This is a genomic window from Micromonospora sp. DT231 (genome assembly GCF_049847025.1).
Taxonomy (GTDB): Bacteria; Actinomycetota; Actinomycetes; order Mycobacteriales; family Micromonosporaceae; genus Micromonospora.
In genome coordinates, this window is sequence record NZ_JBNCNO010000001.1 from 919,764 (window position 1) to 940,204 (window position 20,441).

General features: G+C 72.8%; 20 protein-coding genes and 1 pseudogene. 15 read left to right on the forward strand and 6 right to left on the reverse strand.

Going from position 1 to position 20,441, the window contains the following annotated elements; translation table 11 throughout:
- Positions 1-38 precede the first annotated feature (38 nt).
- From rfbA to ACPXBU_RS04135, 4 genes are all read left to right on the forward strand, one after another.
- Positions 39-929: a glucose-1-phosphate thymidylyltransferase RfbA gene (gene rfbA / locus ACPXBU_RS04120; protein ID WP_393374458.1), complete on the forward strand. Its 891-nt coding sequence runs from the start codon at positions 39-41 to the stop codon at positions 927-929.
- Complete coding sequence (gene rfbC / locus ACPXBU_RS04125; RefSeq protein WP_393374460.1) at positions 926-1,549, forward strand: dTDP-4-dehydrorhamnose 3,5-epimerase; 624 nt, start codon at positions 926-928, stop codon at positions 1,547-1,549. The genes rfbA and rfbC overlap by 4 nt, the downstream gene beginning before the upstream one ends.
- 68 nt (positions 1,550-1,617) lie before the next feature.
- Positions 1,618-2,976: a Pup--protein ligase gene (pafA, locus tag ACPXBU_RS04130; protein ID WP_363689441.1), complete on the forward strand. Its 1,359-nt coding sequence runs from the start codon at positions 1,618-1,620 to the stop codon at positions 2,974-2,976.
- A 79-nt stretch (positions 2,977-3,055) separates the two neighbouring features.
- Complete coding sequence (locus ACPXBU_RS04135) at positions 3,056-3,250, forward strand: hypothetical protein (RefSeq protein WP_425756489.1); 195 nt, start codon at positions 3,056-3,058, stop codon at positions 3,248-3,250.
- A gap of 141 nt (positions 3,251-3,391) precedes the next feature.
- Here the strand turns inward: ACPXBU_RS04135 and ACPXBU_RS04140 are convergent, their stop codons facing one another.
- Positions 3,392-4,477 carry a DUF3866 family protein gene (locus ACPXBU_RS04140; protein ID WP_425756491.1) on the reverse strand — a complete coding sequence of 362 codons (1,086 nt, stop codon included), beginning with the start codon at positions 4,475-4,477 and terminating at the stop codon, positions 3,392-3,394.
- Between the two features lie 58 nt (positions 4,478-4,535).
- Positions 4,536-5,540: a cation diffusion facilitator family transporter gene (locus ACPXBU_RS04145; protein WP_393374468.1), complete on the reverse strand. Its 1,005-nt coding sequence runs from the start codon at positions 5,538-5,540 to the stop codon at positions 4,536-4,538.
- Between the two features lie 117 nt (positions 5,541-5,657).
- Between ACPXBU_RS04145 and ACPXBU_RS04150 the strand changes: the two genes are divergently transcribed.
- From ACPXBU_RS04150 to ACPXBU_RS04175, 6 genes are all read left to right on the forward strand, one after another.
- Positions 5,658-6,656: a helix-turn-helix transcriptional regulator gene (locus ACPXBU_RS04150; RefSeq protein WP_393374470.1), complete on the forward strand. Its 999-nt coding sequence runs from the start codon at positions 5,658-5,660 to the stop codon at positions 6,654-6,656.
- Entirely contained in the window at positions 6,653-7,708 is a 1,056-nt protein-coding gene (locus ACPXBU_RS04155) for a helix-turn-helix transcriptional regulator (RefSeq protein WP_425756494.1), read from the forward strand. The genes ACPXBU_RS04150 and ACPXBU_RS04155 overlap by 4 nt, the downstream gene beginning before the upstream one ends.
- 10 nt (positions 7,709-7,718) lie before the next feature.
- Positions 7,719-7,964 carry a hypothetical protein gene (locus ACPXBU_RS04160; RefSeq protein ID WP_393374474.1) on the forward strand — a complete coding sequence of 82 codons (246 nt, stop codon included), beginning with the start codon at positions 7,719-7,721 and terminating at the stop codon, positions 7,962-7,964.
- A gap of 168 nt (positions 7,965-8,132) precedes the next feature.
- Positions 8,133-8,420, forward strand: coding sequence for a Sec-independent protein translocase subunit TatA (gene tatA / locus ACPXBU_RS04165; RefSeq protein ID WP_425756496.1), 288 nt, complete (start codon positions 8,133-8,135; stop codon positions 8,418-8,420).
- 18 nt (positions 8,421-8,438) lie between these two features.
- Positions 8,439-9,389, forward strand: coding sequence for a twin-arginine translocase subunit TatC (gene tatC, locus ACPXBU_RS04170; protein WP_425756498.1), 951 nt, complete (start codon positions 8,439-8,441; stop codon positions 9,387-9,389).
- A 269-nt stretch (positions 9,390-9,658) separates the two neighbouring features.
- The gene (locus tag ACPXBU_RS04175) at positions 9,659-10,543 is read left to right on the forward strand and encodes a diacylglycerol kinase family protein (protein WP_425756705.1); all 885 of its coding nucleotides are present in this window, start codon (positions 9,659-9,661) and stop codon (positions 10,541-10,543) included.
- A gap of 69 nt (positions 10,544-10,612) precedes the next feature.
- On the opposite strand, the pseudogene ACPXBU_RS04180 reads toward ACPXBU_RS04175, so the two are convergent.
- A pseudogene (locus tag ACPXBU_RS04180) lies at positions 10,613-11,134 on the reverse strand (EamA family transporter); the annotation flags it as partial.
- A 620-nt stretch (positions 11,135-11,754) separates the two neighbouring features.
- Here ACPXBU_RS04180 and ACPXBU_RS04185 point away from each other — a divergent pair.
- From ACPXBU_RS04185 to ACPXBU_RS04195, 3 genes are all read left to right on the forward strand, one after another.
- Positions 11,755-12,963, forward strand: a complete 1,209-nt coding sequence (locus ACPXBU_RS04185) for an MFS transporter (protein WP_425756500.1) — start codon at positions 11,755-11,757, stop codon at positions 12,961-12,963.
- 101 nt (positions 12,964-13,064) lie between these two features.
- Positions 13,065-13,373 (forward strand): hypothetical protein, encoded by a 309-nt coding sequence (locus tag ACPXBU_RS04190; protein WP_425756502.1) that lies wholly within the window; start codon positions 13,065-13,067, stop codon positions 13,371-13,373.
- Positions 13,370-13,768, forward strand: coding sequence for a PIN domain-containing protein (locus ACPXBU_RS04195; protein WP_393374484.1), 399 nt, complete (start codon positions 13,370-13,372; stop codon positions 13,766-13,768). The genes ACPXBU_RS04190 and ACPXBU_RS04195 overlap by 4 nt, the downstream gene beginning before the upstream one ends.
- Before the next feature lie 18 nt (positions 13,769-13,786).
- On the opposite strand, the gene ACPXBU_RS04200 is transcribed toward ACPXBU_RS04195, so the two are convergent.
- Positions 13,787-14,554 (reverse strand): HAD family hydrolase, encoded by a 768-nt coding sequence (locus ACPXBU_RS04200; RefSeq protein ID WP_425756505.1) that lies wholly within the window; start codon positions 14,552-14,554, stop codon positions 13,787-13,789.
- 86 nt (positions 14,555-14,640) lie between these two features.
- Here ACPXBU_RS04200 and ACPXBU_RS04205 point away from each other — a divergent pair, with 86 nt between their 5' ends.
- Both ACPXBU_RS04205 and ACPXBU_RS04210 read left to right on the forward strand, forming a co-directional pair.
- A complete protein-coding gene (locus ACPXBU_RS04205; protein WP_393374489.1) occupies positions 14,641-17,433 on the forward strand; it encodes a DEAD/DEAH box helicase in 2,793 nt (930 codons plus the stop codon).
- A 164-nt stretch (positions 17,434-17,597) separates the two neighbouring features.
- The gene (locus tag ACPXBU_RS04210) at positions 17,598-18,482 is read left to right on the forward strand and encodes an MHYT domain-containing protein (protein ID WP_425756507.1); all 885 of its coding nucleotides are present in this window, start codon (positions 17,598-17,600) and stop codon (positions 18,480-18,482) included.
- A 14-nt stretch (positions 18,483-18,496) separates the two neighbouring features.
- On the opposite strand, the gene ACPXBU_RS04215 is transcribed toward ACPXBU_RS04210, so the two are convergent.
- Positions 18,497-19,363, reverse strand: a complete 867-nt coding sequence (locus tag ACPXBU_RS04215) for an endonuclease/exonuclease/phosphatase family protein (protein ID WP_425756509.1) — start codon at positions 19,361-19,363, stop codon at positions 18,497-18,499.
- A 102-nt stretch (positions 19,364-19,465) separates the two neighbouring features.
- Entirely contained in the window at positions 19,466-20,404 is a 939-nt protein-coding gene (locus ACPXBU_RS04220; RefSeq protein ID WP_425756511.1) for an SMP-30/gluconolactonase/LRE family protein, read from the reverse strand.
- Between the last annotated feature and the right edge of the window lie 37 nt (positions 20,405-20,441).

Below are 20,441 nucleotides of genomic sequence, written 5' to 3' on the forward strand. Positions count from 1 at the left end.
CCCCGCACATGGCGCTTCTGTGCCGCTAGGCTGCCCCGGTGCGTGGAATCCTACTTGCCGGCGGCACCGGTTCTCGGCTCTGGCCGATCACCCGTGCGGTCTCGAAGCAGCTGATGCCGGTCTTCGACAAGCCGATGGTCTACTACCCGCTCTCCACTCTGGTGATGTCCGGGGTGCGGGAGATCCTGGTGATCACGACTCCGGACGACCAGGACCAGTTCCGTCGGCTGCTCGGCGACGGCAGCCAGTTCGGGCTGCGGCTGGAGTACGTCAGCCAGGAGCGCCCGGAGGGCATCGCGCAGGCCTTCATCCTCGGTGCGGACTTCATCGGCGCGGAGTCGGTGGCGCTGATCCTCGGCGACAACATCTTCCACGGCGGTGGTCTCGGCCGGCAGCTCGCGGCCCACGGTGACCCGGTCGGTGGGCGGGTCTTCGCCTACCAGGTGGCCAACCCGCAGGAATACGGTGTCGTCGACTTCGACGACGCCGGTCGGGTGCTCTCGATCGAGGAGAAGCCGGCTCGGCCGAAGTCCCGCTACGCGGTGCCCGGCCTCTACTTCTACGACAACCGGGTGGTGGACATCGCCCGCAAGCTCACCCCGAGCGCCCGCGGCGAGCTGGAGATCACGGCCGTCAACGAGGTGTACCGGGAGACCGGGGAGCTGTCCGTGACGGTGCTGGATCGGGGCACCGCGTGGCTGGACACCGGCACGTTCGCCTCGATGATGCAGGCTGCCGAGTTCGTCCGGGTGGTCGAGGAGCGGCAGGGTCTGAAGATCGGTTGTGTCGAGGAGGTGGCCTGGCGGGCCGGCCTCATCGACGACGACCAGCTGCGCGCCTTGGCCACGCCGTTGACCAAGAGCGGTTACGGCGACTACCTGCTCGGCCTGCTCGCCGAGCCGAACGGCCGACACGGGGGGGCCTGGTGAAGATCCGGGAGCTGAGCATCGAGGGCGCCTGGGAGATCACCCCCCAGCAGCACGGCGACCCGCGCGGCATGTTCATGGAGTGGTACCGCTTCGACAAGCTCGCCGACGTGGTGGGGCACCCGCTGCGGCTGGCCCAGGCCAACCTGTCGGTCTCCGCCCGTGGCGTGGTGCGCGGCATCCACTTCGCCGACGTTCCGCCGGGGCAGGCCAAGTACGTGACCTGTGTGCGCGGGGCGGTCCTCGACGTGATCGTGGACCTGCGGGTGGGTTCGCCGACCTTCGGCCGCTGGGAGGGCGTCCGGCTGGACGACACCGACCGTCGGGCGGTCTACCTCAGCGAGGGGCTGGGGCACGGTTTCTGCGCGCTGAGCGACGACGCCACGTTGAGCTATCTCTGCTCGGCCAGCTACAACCCCACGGGTGAGCACGCGGTGCACCCGCTGGACGAGGAGTTGGGCATCGAGTGGCCCGCCGACGTCCCGCTGCTGTCCGCGCGGGACGACGCGGCGCCGACCCTCGCCCAGGCGCGCGAGAGCGGCCTGCTGCCGGAGTACGAGAGCTGCCGGCGGTTCGTGGCGAGCATCGGTCCGGACGGAATGTCGCACTCAACCGGTATGTGACCGCCCCCGGGGCACGACCTGTGGTGTGACAGTGACGAACGGGGCCTCCGGGCGGCTAATGTCACACCATGGAGCGGCGAATCTTCGGCCTCGAGACCGAGTACGGCGTCACCTGCACCTATCGCGGGCAGCGGCGGCTGTCCCCGGACGAGGTCGCGCGGTATCTGTTCCGTCGCGTGGTGTCCTGGGGTCGGTCGAGCAACGTCTTTCTGCGTAATGGAGCCCGGCTCTACCTGGACGTCGGGTCGCATCCGGAGTACGCGACACCGGAGTGCGACTCGGTGACCGATCTCGTCGCCCACGACCGGGCTGGCGAGCGGATCCTGGAGGGCCTGCTCGTCGACGCGGAGAAGCGGCTGCACGACGAGGGCATCGCGGGTGAGATCTACCTGTTCAAGAACAACACCGACTCGGCCGGTAACTCGTACGGCTGCCACGAGAACTACCTGGTCTCCCGGCACGGGGAGTTCGGCCGGCTCGCCGACGTACTCATCCCGTTCCTGGTCACCCGGCAGTTGATCTGCGGGGCCGGCAAGGTCCTGCAAACCCCGCGCGGCGCGGTCTACTGCCTGTCGCAGCGTGCCGAGCACATCTGGGAGGGCGTCTCCTCGGCGACCACCCGCAGCCGTCCGATCATCAACACCCGCGACGAGCCGCACGCCGACGCGGAGCGCTACCGGCGGCTGCACGTCATCGTCGGTGACTCCAACATGAACGAGGTCACCACGCTGCTCAAGGTCGGCACCGCCGACATCGTGCTGCGGATGATCGAGGCCGGGGTGGTGATGCGCGACCTGTCGCTGGAGAACCCGATCCGGGCGATCCGGGAGGTGTCCCACGACATCACCGGCCGGCGCAAGGTGCGGTTGGCCTCCGGCAAGGAGGTCAGTGCCCTGGACATCCAGCAGGAATACCTGTCCAAGGCCACCGAGTTCGTCGAGCGTCGCGGCGGCGACCAGGCCGCCAAGCGGGTCGTCGAGCTGTGGGGTCGGGTGTTGAGCGCGGTGGAGAGCGGCGACCTGGAGCCCGTCTCCCGGGAGATCGACTGGGTCAGCAAGCTGCGGCTGATCGAGCGCTACCAGCGCAAGCACGACCTGCCGCTGTCGCACCCCCGGGTGGCGCAGATGGATCTGGCCTACCACGACGTGCGTCGCGGTCGCGGCCTCTACGGTCTGCTGGAGCGGCGTGGCGAGGTCGACCGGGTGGCCACCGACCCGGAGATCTTCGAGGCGAAGGAGACCCCACCGCAGACCACCCGGGCCCGGCTGCGCGGCGAGTTCATCCGGCACGCCCAGGAGAAGCGGCGGGACTTCACCGTCGACTGGGTGCACCTGAAGCTCAACGACCAGGCGCAGCGCACCGTGCTCTGCAAGGACCCGTTCCGGGCGTACGACGAGCGGGTGGAGCGGCTGATCGCCAGCATGTGACCGGTTGCCGGCCCCGGCGGTGTGCTGCGCCGACGGGGCCGGTCAGCCCGGCGCACGGAGCGGTTAAGCTGAGCGCGCCATGACGACTTCTGGACCTTCCGACCGCTCCGAGGGCGGCACCGAGCGGCAGAACTGGGTCGAACGCCGGCGGGAGAAGATCCGCGCCGAGATCGACCGTAACCGGCGCGGCGACTACACGGTGCCGACGTGGGTGCTGGCCCTGGCCCTGGCACTCATCGTGGGCGGCTGGCTAGCCCTGATCCTCCTGGCCTAACCCCCCACCCCACCCCCTCCCCGCGCCCCCAGCGCGCGTTGATCATGAGGTTATTGCCCTGACACGCCGAGGCGGCGGGCAATAACCTCATGATCAACGCCGAGGGGCCGGGGCGGGGGGCCGGGGGGCGGTGGGGTGGGGTTAGGGGACGAGGGTGGTGGCGTGGCGGCCTGCTGCGGCGGCGGCCAGGAAGTACGCGTGGTCGGCGTCGAGGCCTCGGCCCATCGTGGACAGCGGCACGGTGCTGGCGCGCAGCGCGGCGTCGAGGCCGGCGGTGGGCACCCGGACGATCCGGTGCCGGGCGGCGAGGGGAGCCAACGAGGCGTCCACCTCGGCCGCGAGGGCCGGGTCCAGGTCGTCGGGCACCACCAGCTCCGCCGGGGCGAGGGCCACCCGGCCGTACGCGGTGAGGCTGTGGTGGGACACGCCCCGGTGTCGGGGGCGGGGGTCGGCGGCGGAGATGCGCAGCGAGCCGACCGGCCGTCCGCCCAGTGTGGCGATCGCGTTGACCGCCTCGCCGACGGCGACACCGGAAAAGCCCCACCGGGTGCCGGTGCCCAGGTTGCCGGGCCCCTGGGCGACGATGGCCACGTCGGCGTCGAGCACGTAGCGGGCGGCGAGCAGGCCGCCGTGCAGGGTGGTCGCCTCCAGGTCACCGCCGAAGGCCTGCCCGACGGTGATCGTGCCGGCCAGGTCGGCGCGTAGCCCGGCGAGGGTGCGGGAGAACCAGGCCGGCAGGGCCCCGCCGTCGGTGAGCAGGTACGCCACCCGCGCCCGCGGGGCGTCGGCCCGGATGCCGGCCAGGATCGCCGGCAGCGCCGAGTGCAGGTCGGCGGTGACCACGGGCAGGCCGCCCAGGTCGTCCGCGTCGGCGAGCACCGCCCGGTGCGGGGAGGCCTCCTCGTCGACGCCGAGCAGGATCGGCTGCAGCGGGGTGTAGCGGGCCTTGACCAGGTGCCCGGCGTCGCGGGTGTCGCCGACCTCCGGCGGGTCCGGTGGCAGCCGGTCCGGCAGGGCCACCACCAGGGCGTACCCGCCGGTGCCCAACCCCATCAGCAGCGCGCCGGCGTTGAGCAGCACCCGGTCGCCGGGCTCGGGTGTGCCGACCAGTTCCGGGTAGGCGAGCGCCCGCATCCGCGTGCCGTCGGGCAGGTCGACGTCGAGTTCCACCGCCCCGGTCCACTGCCGTCGCAGCGTCGCCACCGTCCCCGTACGCCATCGCACCATGACGGGCACGCTAGCCGCGCGGGCCCGACGGCCCGCGCCCGGGTGCGGTGGTGGTGGATCAGGTCGGTTCGGGGCCGCCGGCGTCCGGGGTCGGCCCGGCCTGGGTGTGTCGGGCGGTGCCGGTGGCCCCCGGCAGTGACCGGGTGGGGTCGAGGAAGACGAAGCGGATCTCCGGGTACCGCTCGGTGAGCCGCCGCTCGGCCTGGTCGGCGGTGGCCTCGATCTGCGCCCCGGTGGCCTCGTCGCGGAAGTCGACCTTCGCGGCGACCAGGATGTCCTGCGGGCCGAGCTGCATGGTGAGCAGGGTGTCGATGCGCTCGACCTCGGGCAGCCCGGCCAGGTCCTGCTCGATCTCGTGGCGCAGCCGCTCGGGGACGGCCCGGCCGACGAGCAGCGACAGGTTGTTGCCGGCGAGGATCCCGGCGACCGTCAGCAGCAGCAACCCGATCAGGATCGACGCGACGCCGTCCCACACCTCGTCGCCGGTGGCGTGGGACAGGCCGACGCCGGCCCCGGCCAGCAGCAGGCCGATCAGCGCCGCGCTGTCCTCCAGGAAGACCGCCTTGACCGTGGTGTCCGCGGTCAGCCGCAGGAACCGCCGCGGCGTGGTCCCCCAGCGCCGCGACTCGCGGCGGACCTGCCGGACCGCCCGGGCCAGGGAGATCGACTCGATGACGAACGACACCGCCAGGACGATGTACGAGACCAGGTAGTCGCCGCTGTGCTCGTGCACCAGGATCGTGGTGACGCCGTGGGTGACGGCGAAACCGGCCCCGGCGACGAATGTGAACATCGCGGCGAAGAACGCCCAGACGTAGCTTTCCTTGCCGTACCCGAAGGGGTGTCGCTGGTCGGCCGGCCGGGCGCCCCGGCGCAGCGCCTGGAAGAGCAGCACCTCGGTGGTGGTGTCGGCGACCGAGTGGGCGGCTTCGGACAGCATGGCGGCCGATCCGGAGATCAGCCCGGCGATCAGTTTGGCGATCGCGATGGCGAGGTTGGCGACACCCGCGACGATCACCGTGCCGACGCTCTCGCTCTCCGGCCTGGCCTCCGCTTGCGACATGAGTGTCACCCTATGACCGCGAACGGCGAGGCGCTGGGGGAGGGCAGATCCGAACAAGTGTGCGGCACGCCCGCGCGGGTGCACGTCGCGGGCGTGTCGGCTGCTAGCGTCTACCGGGTGTCGCGGACCCGCACCGAACGCCTGGTCAACCTGGTGATCTGCCTCCTGTCCACGCGACGGTTCCTGACCGCCGCGCAGATCGCCGCGACCGTGCCCGGTTACGAGCACGACCCCGACGACGCGCGCGACCACGAAGCGTTCCAACGCAAGTTCGAGCGGGACAAGGCCGAGCTGCGCGAGTTGGGCGTGCCACTGGAGACGGGCACGGCCAGCGCCTTCGACGCCGAGCCCGGCTACCGCATCGCCCACCGCGAATACGCGCTGCCCGACATCCTGCTGGAGCCCGACGAGGCCGCCGCGGTGGGCATCGCCGCCCGCCTGTGGCAGCACGCCGGGCTGGCCGCCGCCGCGTCGTCCGGGCTGGCCAAGCTGCGCGCCGCCGGGGTGGACGTGGACCCGCAGGCCACCCTGGGCCTGGAGCCGATGGTCACCGTCGATCCGGCGTTCGCGCCGCTGACGGCCGCCGCCCGGGACCGCCGCGAGGTCGGGTTCGACTACCGGGTGCCCGACCGGGACGCGCCCAGCCGGCGGCGGCTGCAGCCCTGGGGCGTGGTCTGCTGGCGCGGCCGGTGGTATGTGGTCGGCCACGACCAGGACCGGGAGGCGACCCGCTGCTTCCGGCTGTCCCGTGTCGTCGGCGCGGTCCGGGTGACCGGCGCCCCCGGCGCGTACGAGCCGCCGGCCAACGTCGACCTGATCAGCCACGTGGCCCGCTGGTCCGGTCCGGTGGAGCGCACCGGTCGGGCCACCGTGCTGGCCGCGCCCGGCCGGGCCGCCGGGCTGCGCCGCTGGGCCGTGGAGGTGACCACCGGGCCGGACGGCGACCGGCTGGTCCTGCCGTACGCGGACCCGGACGGGCTGGCCGGGCACCTCGTCGGCTACGGCCCGGACGTGCGGGTGCTCGACCCACCGGAGGTCCGCGAGGCGGTCATCCAACGCCTCAAGGAGATCGCCGTCCGGCACGACGAGCTGGCCGTCACCGGGGGTGCCCGGTGACCCGCCCGGCCGCCCGGGGCGGTTCCCGCGCGTCCGCCGACCGGCTGGCCCGCCTGCTCAACCTGGTGCCCTACCTGCTGGCCCGACCCGGCATCGAGATCGCCGAGGCGGCCGGTGACCTGGGTGTCACCGAGCGGCAGCTTCGGGAGGACCTGGAGCTGCTCTGGGTGTGTGGGCTGCCCGGCTACGGTCCCGGTGACCTGATCGACATGGCGTTCGACGGTGACCGGGTGACGATCACCTACGACGCCGGCATCGACCGGCCGCTGCGGCTCACCCCGGACGAGGCCCTCGCGCTGGTGGTGGCGTTGCGGATGCTCGCCGAGACGCCCGGGGTGGCCAACCGGGAGGCCGTCGAACGGGCCCTGGCGAAGATCGAGGACGCGGGCGACCTGGTGGGCGCGCCGGTGGCGGTCCGGCTGCCCGGCGACACCCCGCGGGTCGAGGCGCTGCGTACCGCGGTGGAGGGCGGCCGGGCGCTGCGGATCACCTACTACACCGCCGCCCGGGACGAGACCACCGACCGCGTCATCGACCCACTGCGGATGCTGATGGTCGGCGGCCGGGCCTACGTGGAGGCGTGGTGCCGGCGCGCGGAGGCGGTCCGCCTGTTCCGGGCCGACCGGATCGACGCGATCACCGAGCTGGCCGAGCCGGCCACCGTCCCGCCGCAGGCCGTTCCGCACGACCTCACCGAGGGTGTCTTCCGCCCCTCGCCCGACCTGCCGCTGATCACGCTGCGCATCGGCCGCAGCGAGCGGTGGATCACCGAATATTATCCGTGCGAGCGGGTCGAGGCCGGTGACGGCGACCAGTGGCTGGTCTCCCTGCGGGTCACCGACCTCGGGTGGGCCCGCCGGTTCGTGCTCGGCCTCGGCCCGGACGCCGTCGTGGTCGCCCCGGCCGAGCTGGCCGATCAGGTACGCGCGGCGGCGGCCGCCGCGTTGGACGCCTACGCGGTGCCCGCCCCCACGGCCGTGCCCCGGCCGCCTGCCCTCGACGGGACAAGCGCGCCGTCGGGTGACCCGGCGGTGGCCGGCCGCACCCAGTAGGCTGACCGCCGTGCTGATCTGGATCGTGCTCGCGGTGGTGTTGCTCCCGCTCGTGGCGCTCGCGCTGGCGGTGCGCCCCGTGTTGACCCGGCTGCCTCGGCTGCGCCGCGCCGCGGTGGCGTTGCAGCGGCGGGCCGCCGAGGCCGAGGCGCTGCGGGAGACCGCCGAGGTGTTGCAGCAGCGCGCCGAGGATGTCCAACGCCAGCTCGACACCACGTCCCGGCGGCTCGCGGTGATCAAGGCCAAGCACGGCTGATCGACACCCGTCGAGCTGGTGCCCGGCGGCGGTTGACGATCATCGCGCGTTGGTCAAGACTTCACCCTTCGGGTCGAACCACCCCCACCCGGCGGGTGGCAGGCAGCCGATCCGCACGTACGATGGGCTGCGTACCACCCCTCGGACACAGAGCGACTGGAGCTTCTCATGGGTGCCCTCAAGCCGTGGCACATCGCTGTTCTCGTGGTTGTGCTGATCCTGCTCTTCGGTGCGAAGCGGCTTCCCGACGCGGCCCGTTCGCTGGGTCGGTCGCTGCGGATCATCAAGGCCGAGACCAAGAGCCTGCAGGAAGACGACCGCGACCTCGCCGAGAAGGCCGACGCGCAGGCCGGCTACCAGCCGCTGCCGCCGCAGGCCGGGCAGCAGGCGCCGTACCAGCAGGCGCCGACGCAGCAGCCGGTCGTCGACCCGGTGCACCGCGTCCGCGACAACTGACCGAAGGGCCCCACCACCGTGGCCTTCGCACTGCGCAAACGCGGCCCGAGCACCTTCGAACGGGCCGCCGACGGCTCGATGACGCTCATCGAGCATGTCCGCGAGCTGCGCAACCGTCTGTTCCGCGCCTCCGTGGCGATCCTGATCGGCTTCGGCGTGGGTGTCTGGCTGCAGAAGCCGGTGCTGCACCTGCTCCAACAGCCCTACTGCGACCTGGACCAGGCCCGATACATCGACGGCAAGTGCGAGTTCGTTCAGCTCGGGCCGGCCGACCTGTTCCTGCTCCAACTGAAGGTCGCACTCTGGGTCGGGTTGATCGTGGCCGCGCCGATCTGGCTCTACCAGCTCTGGGCGTTCATCGCGCCCGGCCTGCACCGGCACGAGCGGCGCTACGCGTACTTCTTCACCGCCCTGGCGGCGCCGCTGTTCGCGGCCGGCGCGGTGCTGGCGTACTTCGTCACGGCCAAGGGCCTGGAGTTCCTGCTCAGCATCTCCGACAGCGAGATCAGCACGACGTTGGAGATCACCAAGTACATCTCCTTCGTCACCAACCTGATCCTGCTGTTCGGGGTGGCGTTCGAGTTCCCGCTGCTGGTGTTGATGCTCAACTTCGTGGGCATCACGAGCGCGAAGCGGTTGCTCAGCTGGTGGCGGGTGGCGATCTTCGTGTTCTTCGCGTTCTCCGCTGTGGTCACCCCCACCCCGGACCCGTTCGGGATGACCGCGCTCGCGATCTGCCTCTCGGCGCTCTACTTCGGCGCGGTGGGCATCGCGTTCCTCAACGACAGGCGGCGGGGGCGGGGCAAGGAGATCTACGCCGGCATCGACGACGACGAGGTGTCGCCGTTGGAGTTCGACGCGGACCCGGTCGTGGCCGGGCAGCGGGTCGACTCGGCCGCGCCGATCGGCGTGCCCGAGCCGGTCGCCCCGCCGGCACCGATCGAGCGTCGTTACGACGACATGACCTGACGGCCTCGCGCCGCCCGGTTCGCCGACGCCGTCCCCGTTCCCCGGGGGCGGCGTCGCCGCGTTGCCCAGGGATGTCGCGGTGTTACCCGCAGCGCCGGCGGCGGGACCGCTGAGCGCGCCTGCCCCCGGTGAACGGCGGGTGTCCGACAGGTACGGTGCTGCCCGTGACCGCAGACGATCACCTGCCCGGCCCGCCAGCCGACGGCCCGGCTGACCGCGCACCGCTCGCCGACGGCCCGGCCGGCCGGGCCCCGCTCGCCGACGGCCCCGTGGCGGTGCTCGCCAACCCGACCGCCGGTCGGGGGCGGCACCGGGCCCTGCTGCCCCGGCTGCTGGACGGGCTGGCGACCGCCGGCCGACCGGTCCGTGTGCTGTCGGCGGCCAGTCCGGGCGAGGCGGAGGCGGCCTGCCGTGCCGCCGTCTCCGACGGCATCGGTGCGCTTGTCGCGATCGGTGGGGACGGCACCGTGCACCAGGCGATGCAGGCGGTCGCCGGCACCGACGTGCCGTTCGGTCCGGTGCCGGCGGGCACCGGCAACGACTTCGCCGTCGACACCGGTTTCCCCGCCGACCCGATGGCGGCGGTGGACGTGATCGCGTCAGCGTTGCGGGCCGACCGGACCCACGTCGTCGACCTGGCCCGGATGACCGGGGTCGACGGCGCCGAGCGGTGGTTCGGGGCGGTCCTCGCGGCGGGGTTCGACGCGATCGTCAACGAGCGGGCCAACCGGATGAGCTGGCCGCGCGGCCCCCGCCGGTACGACCTGGCGATCCTGGTCGAGCTGGCCCGGCTGCGGCCCCGTCGCTACACGCTGCGCCTCGACGGGGTGCCGCACCACCTCGACGCGGTGCTGGTGGCGGTGGGCAACTGCCCGACGTACGGCGGCGGGATGCGGATCTGCCCCGCCGCCGACCCGACCGACGGGCTGCTGGACGTGGTGGTGGCGGGTCGGGTCAACCGCCGGACGCTGATCCGGGTGAAGCCGCGCATCTACCAGGGCACCCACGTGACCCACCCCCTGGTCACCAGCTACCGGGCCCGCACCGTGGAGTTGGCCGCCGACGGCATCGTCACGTACGCCGACGGGGAACGCTCTCTGGACCTGCCGGTGACGATCACCGCCGTTCCGGGCGCCCTGCGGCTGCTGCGCTGACCGTACCGCTCCGATGCTGGCCGCGATGACAAGCACGATGGCGGCGCACTCCAGCGGGGTGAGGGCCTGTCGCAGCACCAGCCACCCGGCGAGGGTGGCGGTGGCCGGGCCGAGGCTCATCAGCACCGCGAACGTGGCGGTCGGCATCCGTCGCAGCGCCAGCAGCTCCAGGGTGTAGGGCAGCCCGGAGGCGAGTACCGAGAGGGCGGTCCCGAGCGCCAGCACCGGCGGGTCGAGCAGGGCCGCGCCGCCGTCGATGATGCCCGGCGGCAGGGTGACGAGCGCGGCGAGGGTCAGCGCCAGGGCCAGCCCGTCCGCGCCCGGGAACCGGCCGCCGACCCGGGCGCTCAGCACGATGTACGCGGCCCACATGGCGCCGGCGCCGAACGCGAGGGCCACCCCGACCGGGTTGAGCCTGTCGAAGCCTCCCTGCCCGAGCAGCGCCACCCCGGCCACGGCGAGCCCCGCCCAGCCCCAAGCGGCCAGCCGCCGGGCGCTGAACACCGACAGCGCCAACGGGCCGAGCACCTCAAGCGTCACCGTCGGGCCCAGCGGGATGCGTTCGATGGCCTGGTAGAACAGCGAGTTCATGCCGGCCAGCGCCAGCCCGAACGCGCCCACCGCGAGCCAGGCCGACCGGTCGTGCCCGCGCAGTCGGGGCCGGCTCACGACGAGCAGCAGCACCGCCGAGATGGTCAGCCGCAGGGTCACCGCACCGGCCACCCCGGTACGCGGGAAGAGCAGCGCGGCGACGGCGGACCCGAACTGCACCGACAGCGCCCCGCCGAGCACCAGCCCCACGGCGACGACGCCACCGTGCCGAGCCGGTGGCGTGTCGGCCGGCGGTGGCGTGGGCAGCGGCGTCTCGATCACGGGCACGACGGTAGGCGGTCGGTCCCGGCTCCCTCGCGGCGGTGTCGACCTGCCGAAATGCGGTCGGCCCTGACGAAGGGTGGGGGTTTGCTGCCGTCCGTCCGGCTCGCGGAGGTGGGGATACGGAAACCTCGATGGGCGGCTAGCCTCCTCGGAACGGTATTGATCCACAGTTGGGAGCTGACATGCGCCTCGACCTGGTCACGGTCTCCGCCTCGCCGCGAGAGCCCGCCCGGCACTGATCGGGCACCACCGGGGATGTCCGCCGGTGGTCCGGTGCTCCTCGCCGCAGAGCGGTCCCACGACGACCGTCTTCTTCCCTGGCTCGAGGAGAACTTGTGCGTGCCCTTGTATCCGCGCGTCTTGGCGCGGACTTCACCAAACTGTGGACCGCCGCAGCGGTGTCCAACGTCGGCGACGGCGTCACCATGGCTGCCGGCCCGCTGCTGGTCGCCTCCGTCACCGACAATCCGGCCTCCATCGCCGGAGCCGTCTTCGCGCAGCAACTGCCCTGGCTGCTGTTCGCCCTGATCAGCGGCGCCTACGTCGACCGACTCGACAGGCGCCGCCTGGTCGTGGGTGTCAACCTGATGCGCGCCGTGGCCCTGGCGGCGTTGGCGGCCACCATCGCGACCGAGACCGTCACCGTGCTGATCATCTACCTGGTGCTCTTCCTCCTGGGTGTCGGAGAGACCCTCGCCGACACCGCCCTGGGAGCCCTGCTCCCTGCGGTGGTCACCCCCGACGAGTTGCCGCGCGCCAACGCCCGGCTGTACGCGAGTTTCACCATCGGCAACCAGTTCGTCGCCAAACCGCTCGGCGCGTGGCTGTTCGTCGTCTCGGCCGCCGTGCCGTTCGGTGTCGACGCGCTCAGCTTCGCGATCTCCGCCGCGCTGGTAGCCGGTATCCGCACGGGTCCGATCGCCGCGAATCCCCCTCCGCGGTCCTCGCTGCGCGCCGAGGTCGCCGCCGGTCTGACCTGGTTGTGGCGACACCGCCTGCTGCGGCTCCTCGCCGTCACCATGGGGCTGAGCAACATCGCGTTCGGTGCCGCGTTCGCCGTGTTCGTGCTCTACTGCCGGCAACGTCTGGGCGTATCCGGTGTCGGCTACGGCTTCCTGCTGACCACGTTCGCGGTCGGCGGCCTGGTGGGCACCACCCTCGCCGCGAAGCTCACCCGGGCGCTCGGCAGCGCCACCGTTTTGCGGGCGGGCCTGGTCATCGAGATCGTCACGCACGTGTCCCTCGCGATCACGACGACATCCTGGACTGCCGCCATCGTCCTGGTGGTGTTCAGCATCCACGCCATGGTGTGGGGCATTGTCGTCACCTCGACCCGGCAGCGGGTCGTTCCGCCGGACCTCCGTGGTCGCGTCGGCAGCGTGTACGCGTTGCTGGATCTCGGCGGAGCCGCGCTGGGGTCGCTCCTCGGCGGCCTGTTCGCCAGCGTCTGGGAGATCACCACGCCGTTCTGGATCGCTGCGGCGATGATGGCGACGATCACGGTCGTGGCCTGGCGTCCGCTGCGGGCGGCAGCGGCCGTCTGACGTCTCTGCGGCTCGGCCCCGAGCGGCGGTGTCTCGTCGTTCGGGGCCGACACGGCCGTTCCTGGTCGCCAACGTGGTGCTACCGGCGTACGGTGCCTGGTATGACCAGCGCGATGCGGAAGCTGTCGATCTCCGTGCCCCCCGACGTGGCGGAGCGCCTGGAGCGCGAGTCCAACGCCAGCGCCTACATCACCCAGGCCGTCCGCGACCGGATGCGGCTGGACGCGTTGGACGCGGAGTTGGCCCACCAGGGCATCACCATCACCGAGCAGGGTGTGGCCGAGGCGCGTGCCCGCCGTGCCGCCGTGGAGGCCGACTGGTCCCCGGAGCGCCGCGGCGCCCTTCGCGAGCGGGCCCGCCAGCACGCGCTGGACGCCGCCGCCGGCGCGCTCGCACACCCGGCGGCGTGAGCTCCGAGGACGACCGCCCAGTCCGGCTCGTGCTGGATCGGTCGGCGCTGCTGGCGTACGTCGCGGGGTCGGTGCATGTCGGGGAGCCGCTGCACGAGGTCATCCAGGACCGCAACAGGTTCGGCGTCACCGCCGTGACCGCGGCGGAGACGCTGGCGATCGTCAGCGACCCGAAGGAACGCGCGACCCTGCACCGGCTGCTGACCCTGGACGCCTGCGAGGTGCTCTCCACCGAGGGGCACTCCTGGCACGAACTCAGCTACTGGCGCACCGTGACGGGCCGTGCCGATCTGGCCACCACGGCGCTGGCCGTCCTCGAACACGACGCCTCGATCCTCACCGCGGAGGACCGGTACGGCGACGGCGCGCTACCGGTGATTCACATCCCCGACTGACGGCACGGAAACCGCGGGTCAGGCCGGCAGGGCGAGGTCGAGCACCGCGCCCAGCCCGTTCTCCCGACCCGGGTCGGCGGTGGGGAGCACCAGCACCGCGCAGCCGGCCGCCACCGCGCCCGCGTCCGCCGGGCTGTCGCCGACCATCAGCGTTTGCTCCGCGTCGACGCCGAGCATGCCGCAGGCCCGCCAGAAGATGGCCGGGTCGGGTTTGCAGCGCCCCACCTCGTACGACAGCACGAACGCGTCGACCAGGTCGGTCAGCCCCCAGGCGTCGAAGTGCGGTCGTACGTCGAAGCCGATGTTGCTGACCACCGCCACGGGGACCCTGGCGGCGCGCAGCGCGGTCAGGGTGGGCGCGGTGTCCGGGTACGGCAACCAGCCCTCGGCGGTCAGCAGCCGCTCGTAGAGCGCGTCGGCGAAGCCCTCGATGCCCGCGTCGACGGTCTCGGCCAGCCCGGTGTACGCGCCCCGGTGGGCGTGTTGGTAGAGATCCCGGTCGGCCCACAGCTCGGCCAGCCGGGGTGGCACGCGTGCCGGCAGTGGCCCGCCGGCGCGCCCGGCGGTCAGCAGCCGGTCGGCGAGCGAGGTGGCCTTGACGCGGTCCAGGGTGACCCCGCACGCCGCCGCGGCCTCCAGCACCCACTGCCGGGGTTCCTCCACCTGGGCCAGGGTGCCGTGGAAGTCGAAGAGCACCGCCTTGACGGGCCGTCGGGACGCCCGGGGGGCGGCGGCCTCGGGGCTGCCCGGCGAACGAGTGTGGGGCGGTTGCGCATGGTCCGGCACGCCGTGCACCCTACCGACCGCCCCGGACGGTCCAACCGGTCGGCCTTGTCGGGTGTCCACTCGCGGCACGCACTAATCTTGGTGCCATGTCGAGCCCCGCCGAGCGGTACGCAGCGGCGCGCCGCCGGGCCGCACAGGCCGCAGAGTTTCCGGCGTTGGACGAGTTCGCCCTCGATCTGGGGTTCGACCTCGACGACTTCCAGCGGGAGGCGTGTCAGTCACTGGAGCGGGGCAGCGGGGTGTTGGTCTGCGCCCCCACCGGGGCCGGTAAGACGGTGGTGGGGGAGTTCGCGGTCCACCTGGCGTTGCGCGGGCGGCCCGACGACCCGGCGCCCGGCGACGACCCGCCGGTCCGGCGCAAGTGCTTCTACACCACGCCGATCAAGGCGCTGTCCAACCAGAAGTACCACGACCTGGTCGCCCGCTACGGCGTCGAGCAGGTCGGCCTGTTGACCGGCGACAACGCGATAAACGGTGACGCGCCGGTGGTGGTGATGACCACCGAGGTGCTGCGCAACATGCTCTACGCGGGTTCCAGCACCCTGCAGGGGCTGGCGTACGTGGTGATGGACGAGGTGCACTACCTGGCCGACCGGTTCCGCGGTGGCGTGTGGGAAGAGGTGATCATCCACCTGCCCTCCTCGGTCACCCTCGTCTCGTTGTCGGCGACCGTGTCCAACGCCGAGGAGTTCGCCGACTGGCTGGTCACCGTGCGCGGCGAGACCGCGGTGGTGGTCAGCGAGCACCGGCCGGTGCCGTTGTGGCAGCACATGCTTGTCGGCAAGCGGATGTTCGACCTGTTCCACGACGCGGACGCCGCCCGCAAGCACGACGTGCACCCGGAGTTGCTGCGCTACACCCGGGACCAGGTGCGCCGCCTGGAGCTGGGGGAGGGGCGCAGCGCCGGGCCGGGCTCCGGCCGGCGTGGCCCGCGCTGGCGTGGGCCGTTGCGCCCGGACATCGTCGACCGGCTGGACCGGGAGGGTCTGCTCCCGGCGATCCTGTTCATCTTCAGCCGGGCCGGATGCGCCGCCGCGGTGCAGCAGTGCCTCGCCGCCGGTCTGCGGCTCACCTCGCCCGACGAGCGGGCCGAGATCCGACGGGTGGTCGAGTCGCGGGTGACCGCGATCCCCAGCGAGGACCTGTCGGTGCTCGGCTACTGGGAGTGGCTCGACGGCTTGGAGCGCGGCCTGGCCGCCCACCACGCCGGCATGCTGCCGGTGTTCAAGGAGATCGTCGAGGAGCTGTTCGTCCGGGGCCTGGTCAAGGCGGTCTTCGCCACCGAGACCCTGGCGTTGGGCATCAACATGCCGGCCCGCTGCGTGGTGTTGGAGCGGCTGGTCAAGTACAACGGTGAGGCGCACGTCGACCTGACCCCGGGGGAGTACACGCAGCTCACCGGTCGGGCCGGCCGCCGGGGCATCGACGTGGAGGGGCACGCCGTCGTGGTGTGGTCCCCGGAGACCGACCCACGGCACGTGGCCGGGCTGGCGTCCACCCGCACGTACCCGCTGCGCTCCAGTTTCCGGCCGTCGTACAACATGGCGGTGAACCTGGTCGGCACGGTCGGCGCGGAGCCGGCCCGGGCGCTGCTGGAGTCCTCGTTCGCCCAGTTCCAGGCGGACCGGTCGGTGGTCGGCCTGGCCCGGCAGGTGCAGCGCAACACCGAGACCATCGAGGCGTACGGCGCGGAGGCCGCCTGCCACCACGGCGACTTCGACGAGTACTTCGCGCTGCGGGTGGCGATCGCGGACCGGGAGAGGGCGATCGCCCGGCAGGGGCAGACCCAGCGCAAGGCGGCCGCGGTGGCGTCGCTGGAGCGGCTGCGGATCGGCGACGTGATCCGGGTGCCGTCGGGCCGGCGGGCCGGCCTGGCCGTCGTGCTGGACCCGGCGACCGGCGGGTTCGGTGAGCCCCGGCCGCTGGTGCTCACCCAGGACCGGTGGGCCGGGCGGGTCAGCCCCGGCGACTTCACCACGCCGGCCGAGGTGCTGGCCCGGATCCGGGTGCCCAAGCACTTCAACCACCGTTCGCCGGGTGCCCGGCGGGACCTCGCCGCCGAGGTCAGCGGCACCGGCCTGGACCGGCACGGCGGCCGACGGGGTGGCCGTTCCCGGCAGGCGGCCGGTGAGGATCACCAGATCGCCCAGCTCCGCACCGAGCTGCGGAACCACCCCTGCCACGCCTGCCCGGAGCGGGAGGACCACGCGCGCTGGGCGGAGCGCCGGCGGCGGCTGGAGCGCGACACCGAGGAGCTGCGCGAGCGGGTCTCCGGGCGGACCGGGTCCCTCGCGCGGACCTTCGACCGGATCGTGGCGCTGTTGACCGACCGCGGTTACCTCGCTCGCGACGGCGCGGTCACCGACGCCGGTCGGATGCTCGGTCGGATCTGGACCGAGGCGGATCTGCTGGTCGCCGAGTGCCTGCGCCGGGGGGTGTGGGACGGCCTGTCGCCGGCCGAGTTGGCCGCCGCGGTGTCGGTGGTGGTCTTCGAGGCGCGTCGCGACGTCGACGAGCGGGCGTCGTTGCCGCGGGGGCCGGTGGCCGACGCGGTGGACGAGACGGTGAAGCTCTGGGGCGAGATCGAGGCCGACGAGGCGACGCGGGGGCTGACCGCGACCCGGGAGCCGGATCTGGGCTTCGCCTGGCCCGTCTACCGGTGGGCCCGGGGCGAGGCGCTGGCCAAGGTGCTCGGCAGCGGCCACGAGATCGACGGCGAGATGCCCGCCGGTGACTTCGTCAGGTGGGCGCGTCAGGTGGTCGATCTGCTCGGTCAGCTTGCCGACTCCGGCGGCGCCTCGCCGGAGTTGCGCTCCACCGCCCGGCAGGCCATCGCGGCCGTCAACCGGGGTGTGTTGGCGTACCACACCACCGCCTAATCGTCACGCTCCGTAACGGTCGTCGGCGAATCGACGCTTCGGACAGTCACCGCAACAGCACCCCCCGGATAGCTCGGGGGGCGCTGTTGCGCCTGATCACGCCACCCCTGATCATTGCCGAGCGCGCCTGTTAACGCGCCGGTAACGAACGGGGGAAGACCGCTGTGGCGGACATCAATCACTTTGAGTACGGGTGGATCACACCCGCGCTGAGCTACGCGCTGTCCGTGCTCGGTTCGGTCCTCGGACTGGTGTGCGCCGGGCGCATCCGTACCGCGCGCACGACCGGCCAGCGGGCCTGGTGGGGTCTGCTGGCGGCCTGGGCGCTGGGCGGCACCGCCATCTGGGCGATGCACTTCATGGCCATGTTGGGCTTCGCCGTCGAGGGCACCCGGATCCGCTACGACGTGCCGCTGACCGCGGCGAGCACGGCCATCGCGGTGGTGGCGGTCGGCATCGGCCTGGCCATCGTGGGCACCGGCCGGTTGAATCCGGTACGCCTGATCGCCGGCGGCGTCTTCACCGGCGCCGGGGTCGCCTCCATGCACTACACCGGGATGGCGGCCATGCGCCTCAACGGCAGTCTCGGCTACGACACCGTCCGGGTCGTGCTCTCGGTGGTCATCGCCGTCGTGGCGTCCACCGTCGCGCTGTGGCTCGCGATGACCGTCCGCCGAGGGCTGGCGATCTTCGCCTCCGCGCTGGTCATGGGCATCGCCGTGAACGGCATGCACTTCACCGGCATGAGCGCCCTGTCGGTGCACCGGCACGAGCGTGTGGGCGGGGTGACCGGAGCCCAGGTGAGCACGCTGCTGGTACCGATCATGGTGGCGGTGATCTTCGGCGTGGTCGGCCTGCTCTACGCCCTGCTCGCCGCCCCGACCGACGACGACCGGGCCGCCGCGGCGTACCTGGCCGGGCGCCGGACCCCGGAGCCGGCGCCCGCGGCGCCCGCCGTCGCACCGGACCCGGTCGGACTGCGCGCCCGCTCCACCCTCGGTCAGCCGGGCACCCCGTTCCCGTCCCGCCGGGACACCCCACCCCGCTGACGCGCGGCTCGGGGTCAGGTCGGCGGACGGCCGGGCCGACTGCCGTCGATGCTGAGGGTGGCCAGCAGCCCGGGGTGGTCGGTGGCCCCGTGCATCGTCACCGACCTGCGGCAGCAGAGGCCGACGTCGGTTGTCGCCACGATGTGTTGCCGCGCGCCGTCGTCGATCCGCTGGTGACCCGGCGGCACACAGGAGCGCACATCGGGGTCGCCGCCCGCGCGGAGGTTGAGGTCGCCACTGAGCAGGACCGGCGCGTGCCCGGTGCGCCGGCGGATCGCCGGCAGGATCGTGTCGAGCAGCTGGCGGCACTGGGCGAGCGCGACCGCGTAACCGGTGGCCGCCAGATGTGTGGTGCAGGCGAGCAGGACCGCGTCGACGTCGACGCAGAGCCAGGCTCGTTCCTCGGGGTCCGCGAGGTCCTGCGTCGGATGGATCCCGCGGTACACGGCAGGCGCGGTGTCCGACGGCCGCACCCGGGCCAGCAGTCCCACGCCGTACGGTTGGCCGTCGCGGCACCTGGTGTCGCCCCCGCTGGGGCGGTCACCGGCGGCCTGGAACGCGGAGACGACCCGCCGCCCGGTGTGGACTGTCGCGAACACCCGCTCCAGGGCGGCCACGTCGTCCTGGCAGATCTCGTTGAGGGTGACCAGATCGGGTGCCTCGGCGCTGATCACCTCGGTGGCCCGGGGCAGGGACCGGCCGGTGTAACAGCCGGCGCGGCCACTGTTGCAGAGGTTCATCTGCACCACCCGCAGGATCGTCGGCCCGGTGCGGTCCGTCGCAAGGCTCACCGGCGGCCCGGCGGGCAGTCCGGCGGCGGCGATCAGGCAGCCGACGGCCAAGGCGCGACGGAGAAGGCGGTGCGAGCGGCGGTCGGCCACGCGGGCTCCGGGTGCAGAGGGCGACGGTCTTCGCCAGGGTGCCCGTGATCCTACTGACGACCGGCCCGGGGGTACGCGCGGTGCGCGTACCCCCGGGGTAGCTCAGCGGGCGCGGACCGCGACGACCGTGTACGGCGTGGTCGGGGTCGGTGGCGTGGTGAAGCGGCCGTTGGGCAGGTAGAGCCGGCCCCACGCCTCGGCGACGGTGGTGGGCACGTCGAAGTTCGGGTCGGTGATGGTGCCGGTGACCGTGCCCCTGGTGCCCGCGTGGTTCAGCGTGGCCACCGCGATCTGGTTGAGGCTGTTCTGTACGACGTAGAGGGTGCGCCCGCGCAGCAGCAGCCCGTCGCCGTTGGTGAAGGTGTATCCGGGCACGTCCACGACAGTGGTCGCGCCGGTCGCCGGGTCGACGCGGTACAGCGTCCCGGTGTTGGACTGGACGACGATCAGCGCACTGCCGTCCGGTGTGGTGGCGATGCCGTTGACGTTCACGCCGGTGCCGACCTGCTGGTACGCGCCGGTCAACGCGATCGTGGTGAACCCGTCGGCGGGCGGCAGCGCGCCACCGCGACCGAGCGGCAGCCGGTAGAGCACCGGCCGGTTCGAGTCGGTGAAGTACGCGGCGTCGCGGGTCAGGACGACGTCGTTGACGAAGGTCGGGGTGGTGGCGAACTGGTATCTCGCCAGCACCTCGCCGGTGCGGGTGTCGAGGACGCGGGCGTCGCCGGCCGTGCCCCCGGCGACGAAGAGCCGGCCGCGTGCGTCGATCTTGAGGCCGAGGGACGGGGTGCCGGTGGCCGCGCCGATCGTCGTGCCCCGGCCGGTGACCAGGTCGACGCGCTGGATGGCGCCGGTGGCGCGGGAGCCGAGGTAGGCGTACCGGCCGGCGGTGGCGATGCCCTCGGGTGCGAACCCGTCGGGCAGGGCGAGGACGGTGGGCAGCCGCCCCGCGGAGTGCGCCTGTGCGGGCGCGACGGCGACGCAGGTCAGCAGGGCGGCGCTCAGGGCGCCGCCGAGCGCGGCCCGGAGGGGTCGGTTCACTGTGCTCCTTCCGGGCGGACGGCGGCACGGGCCGACA

Coding starts and splice junctions, on each gene's coding strand:
- pafA (WP_363689441.1), top strand. CDS start 1,618: ATGGAGCGGCGAATCTTCGGCCTCGAGACCGAGTACGGCGTCACCTGC.
- ACPXBU_RS04135 (WP_425756489.1), top strand. CDS start 3,056: ATGACGACTTCTGGACCTTCCGACCGCTCCGAGGGCGGCACCGAGCGG.
- ACPXBU_RS04140 (WP_425756491.1), bottom strand. CDS start 4,477: ATGGTGCGATGGCGTACGGGGACGGTGGCGACGCTGCGACGGCAGTGG.
- ACPXBU_RS04145 (WP_393374468.1), bottom strand. CDS start 5,540: ATGTCGCAAGCGGAGGCCAGGCCGGAGAGCGAGAGCGTCGGCACGGTG.
- tatA (WP_425756496.1), top strand. CDS start 8,133: ATGGGTGCCCTCAAGCCGTGGCACATCGCTGTTCTCGTGGTTGTGCTG.
- ACPXBU_RS04190 (WP_425756502.1), top strand. CDS start 13,065: ATGACCAGCGCGATGCGGAAGCTGTCGATCTCCGTGCCCCCCGACGTG.
- ACPXBU_RS04205 (WP_393374489.1), top strand. CDS start 14,641: ATGTCGAGCCCCGCCGAGCGGTACGCAGCGGCGCGCCGCCGGGCCGCA.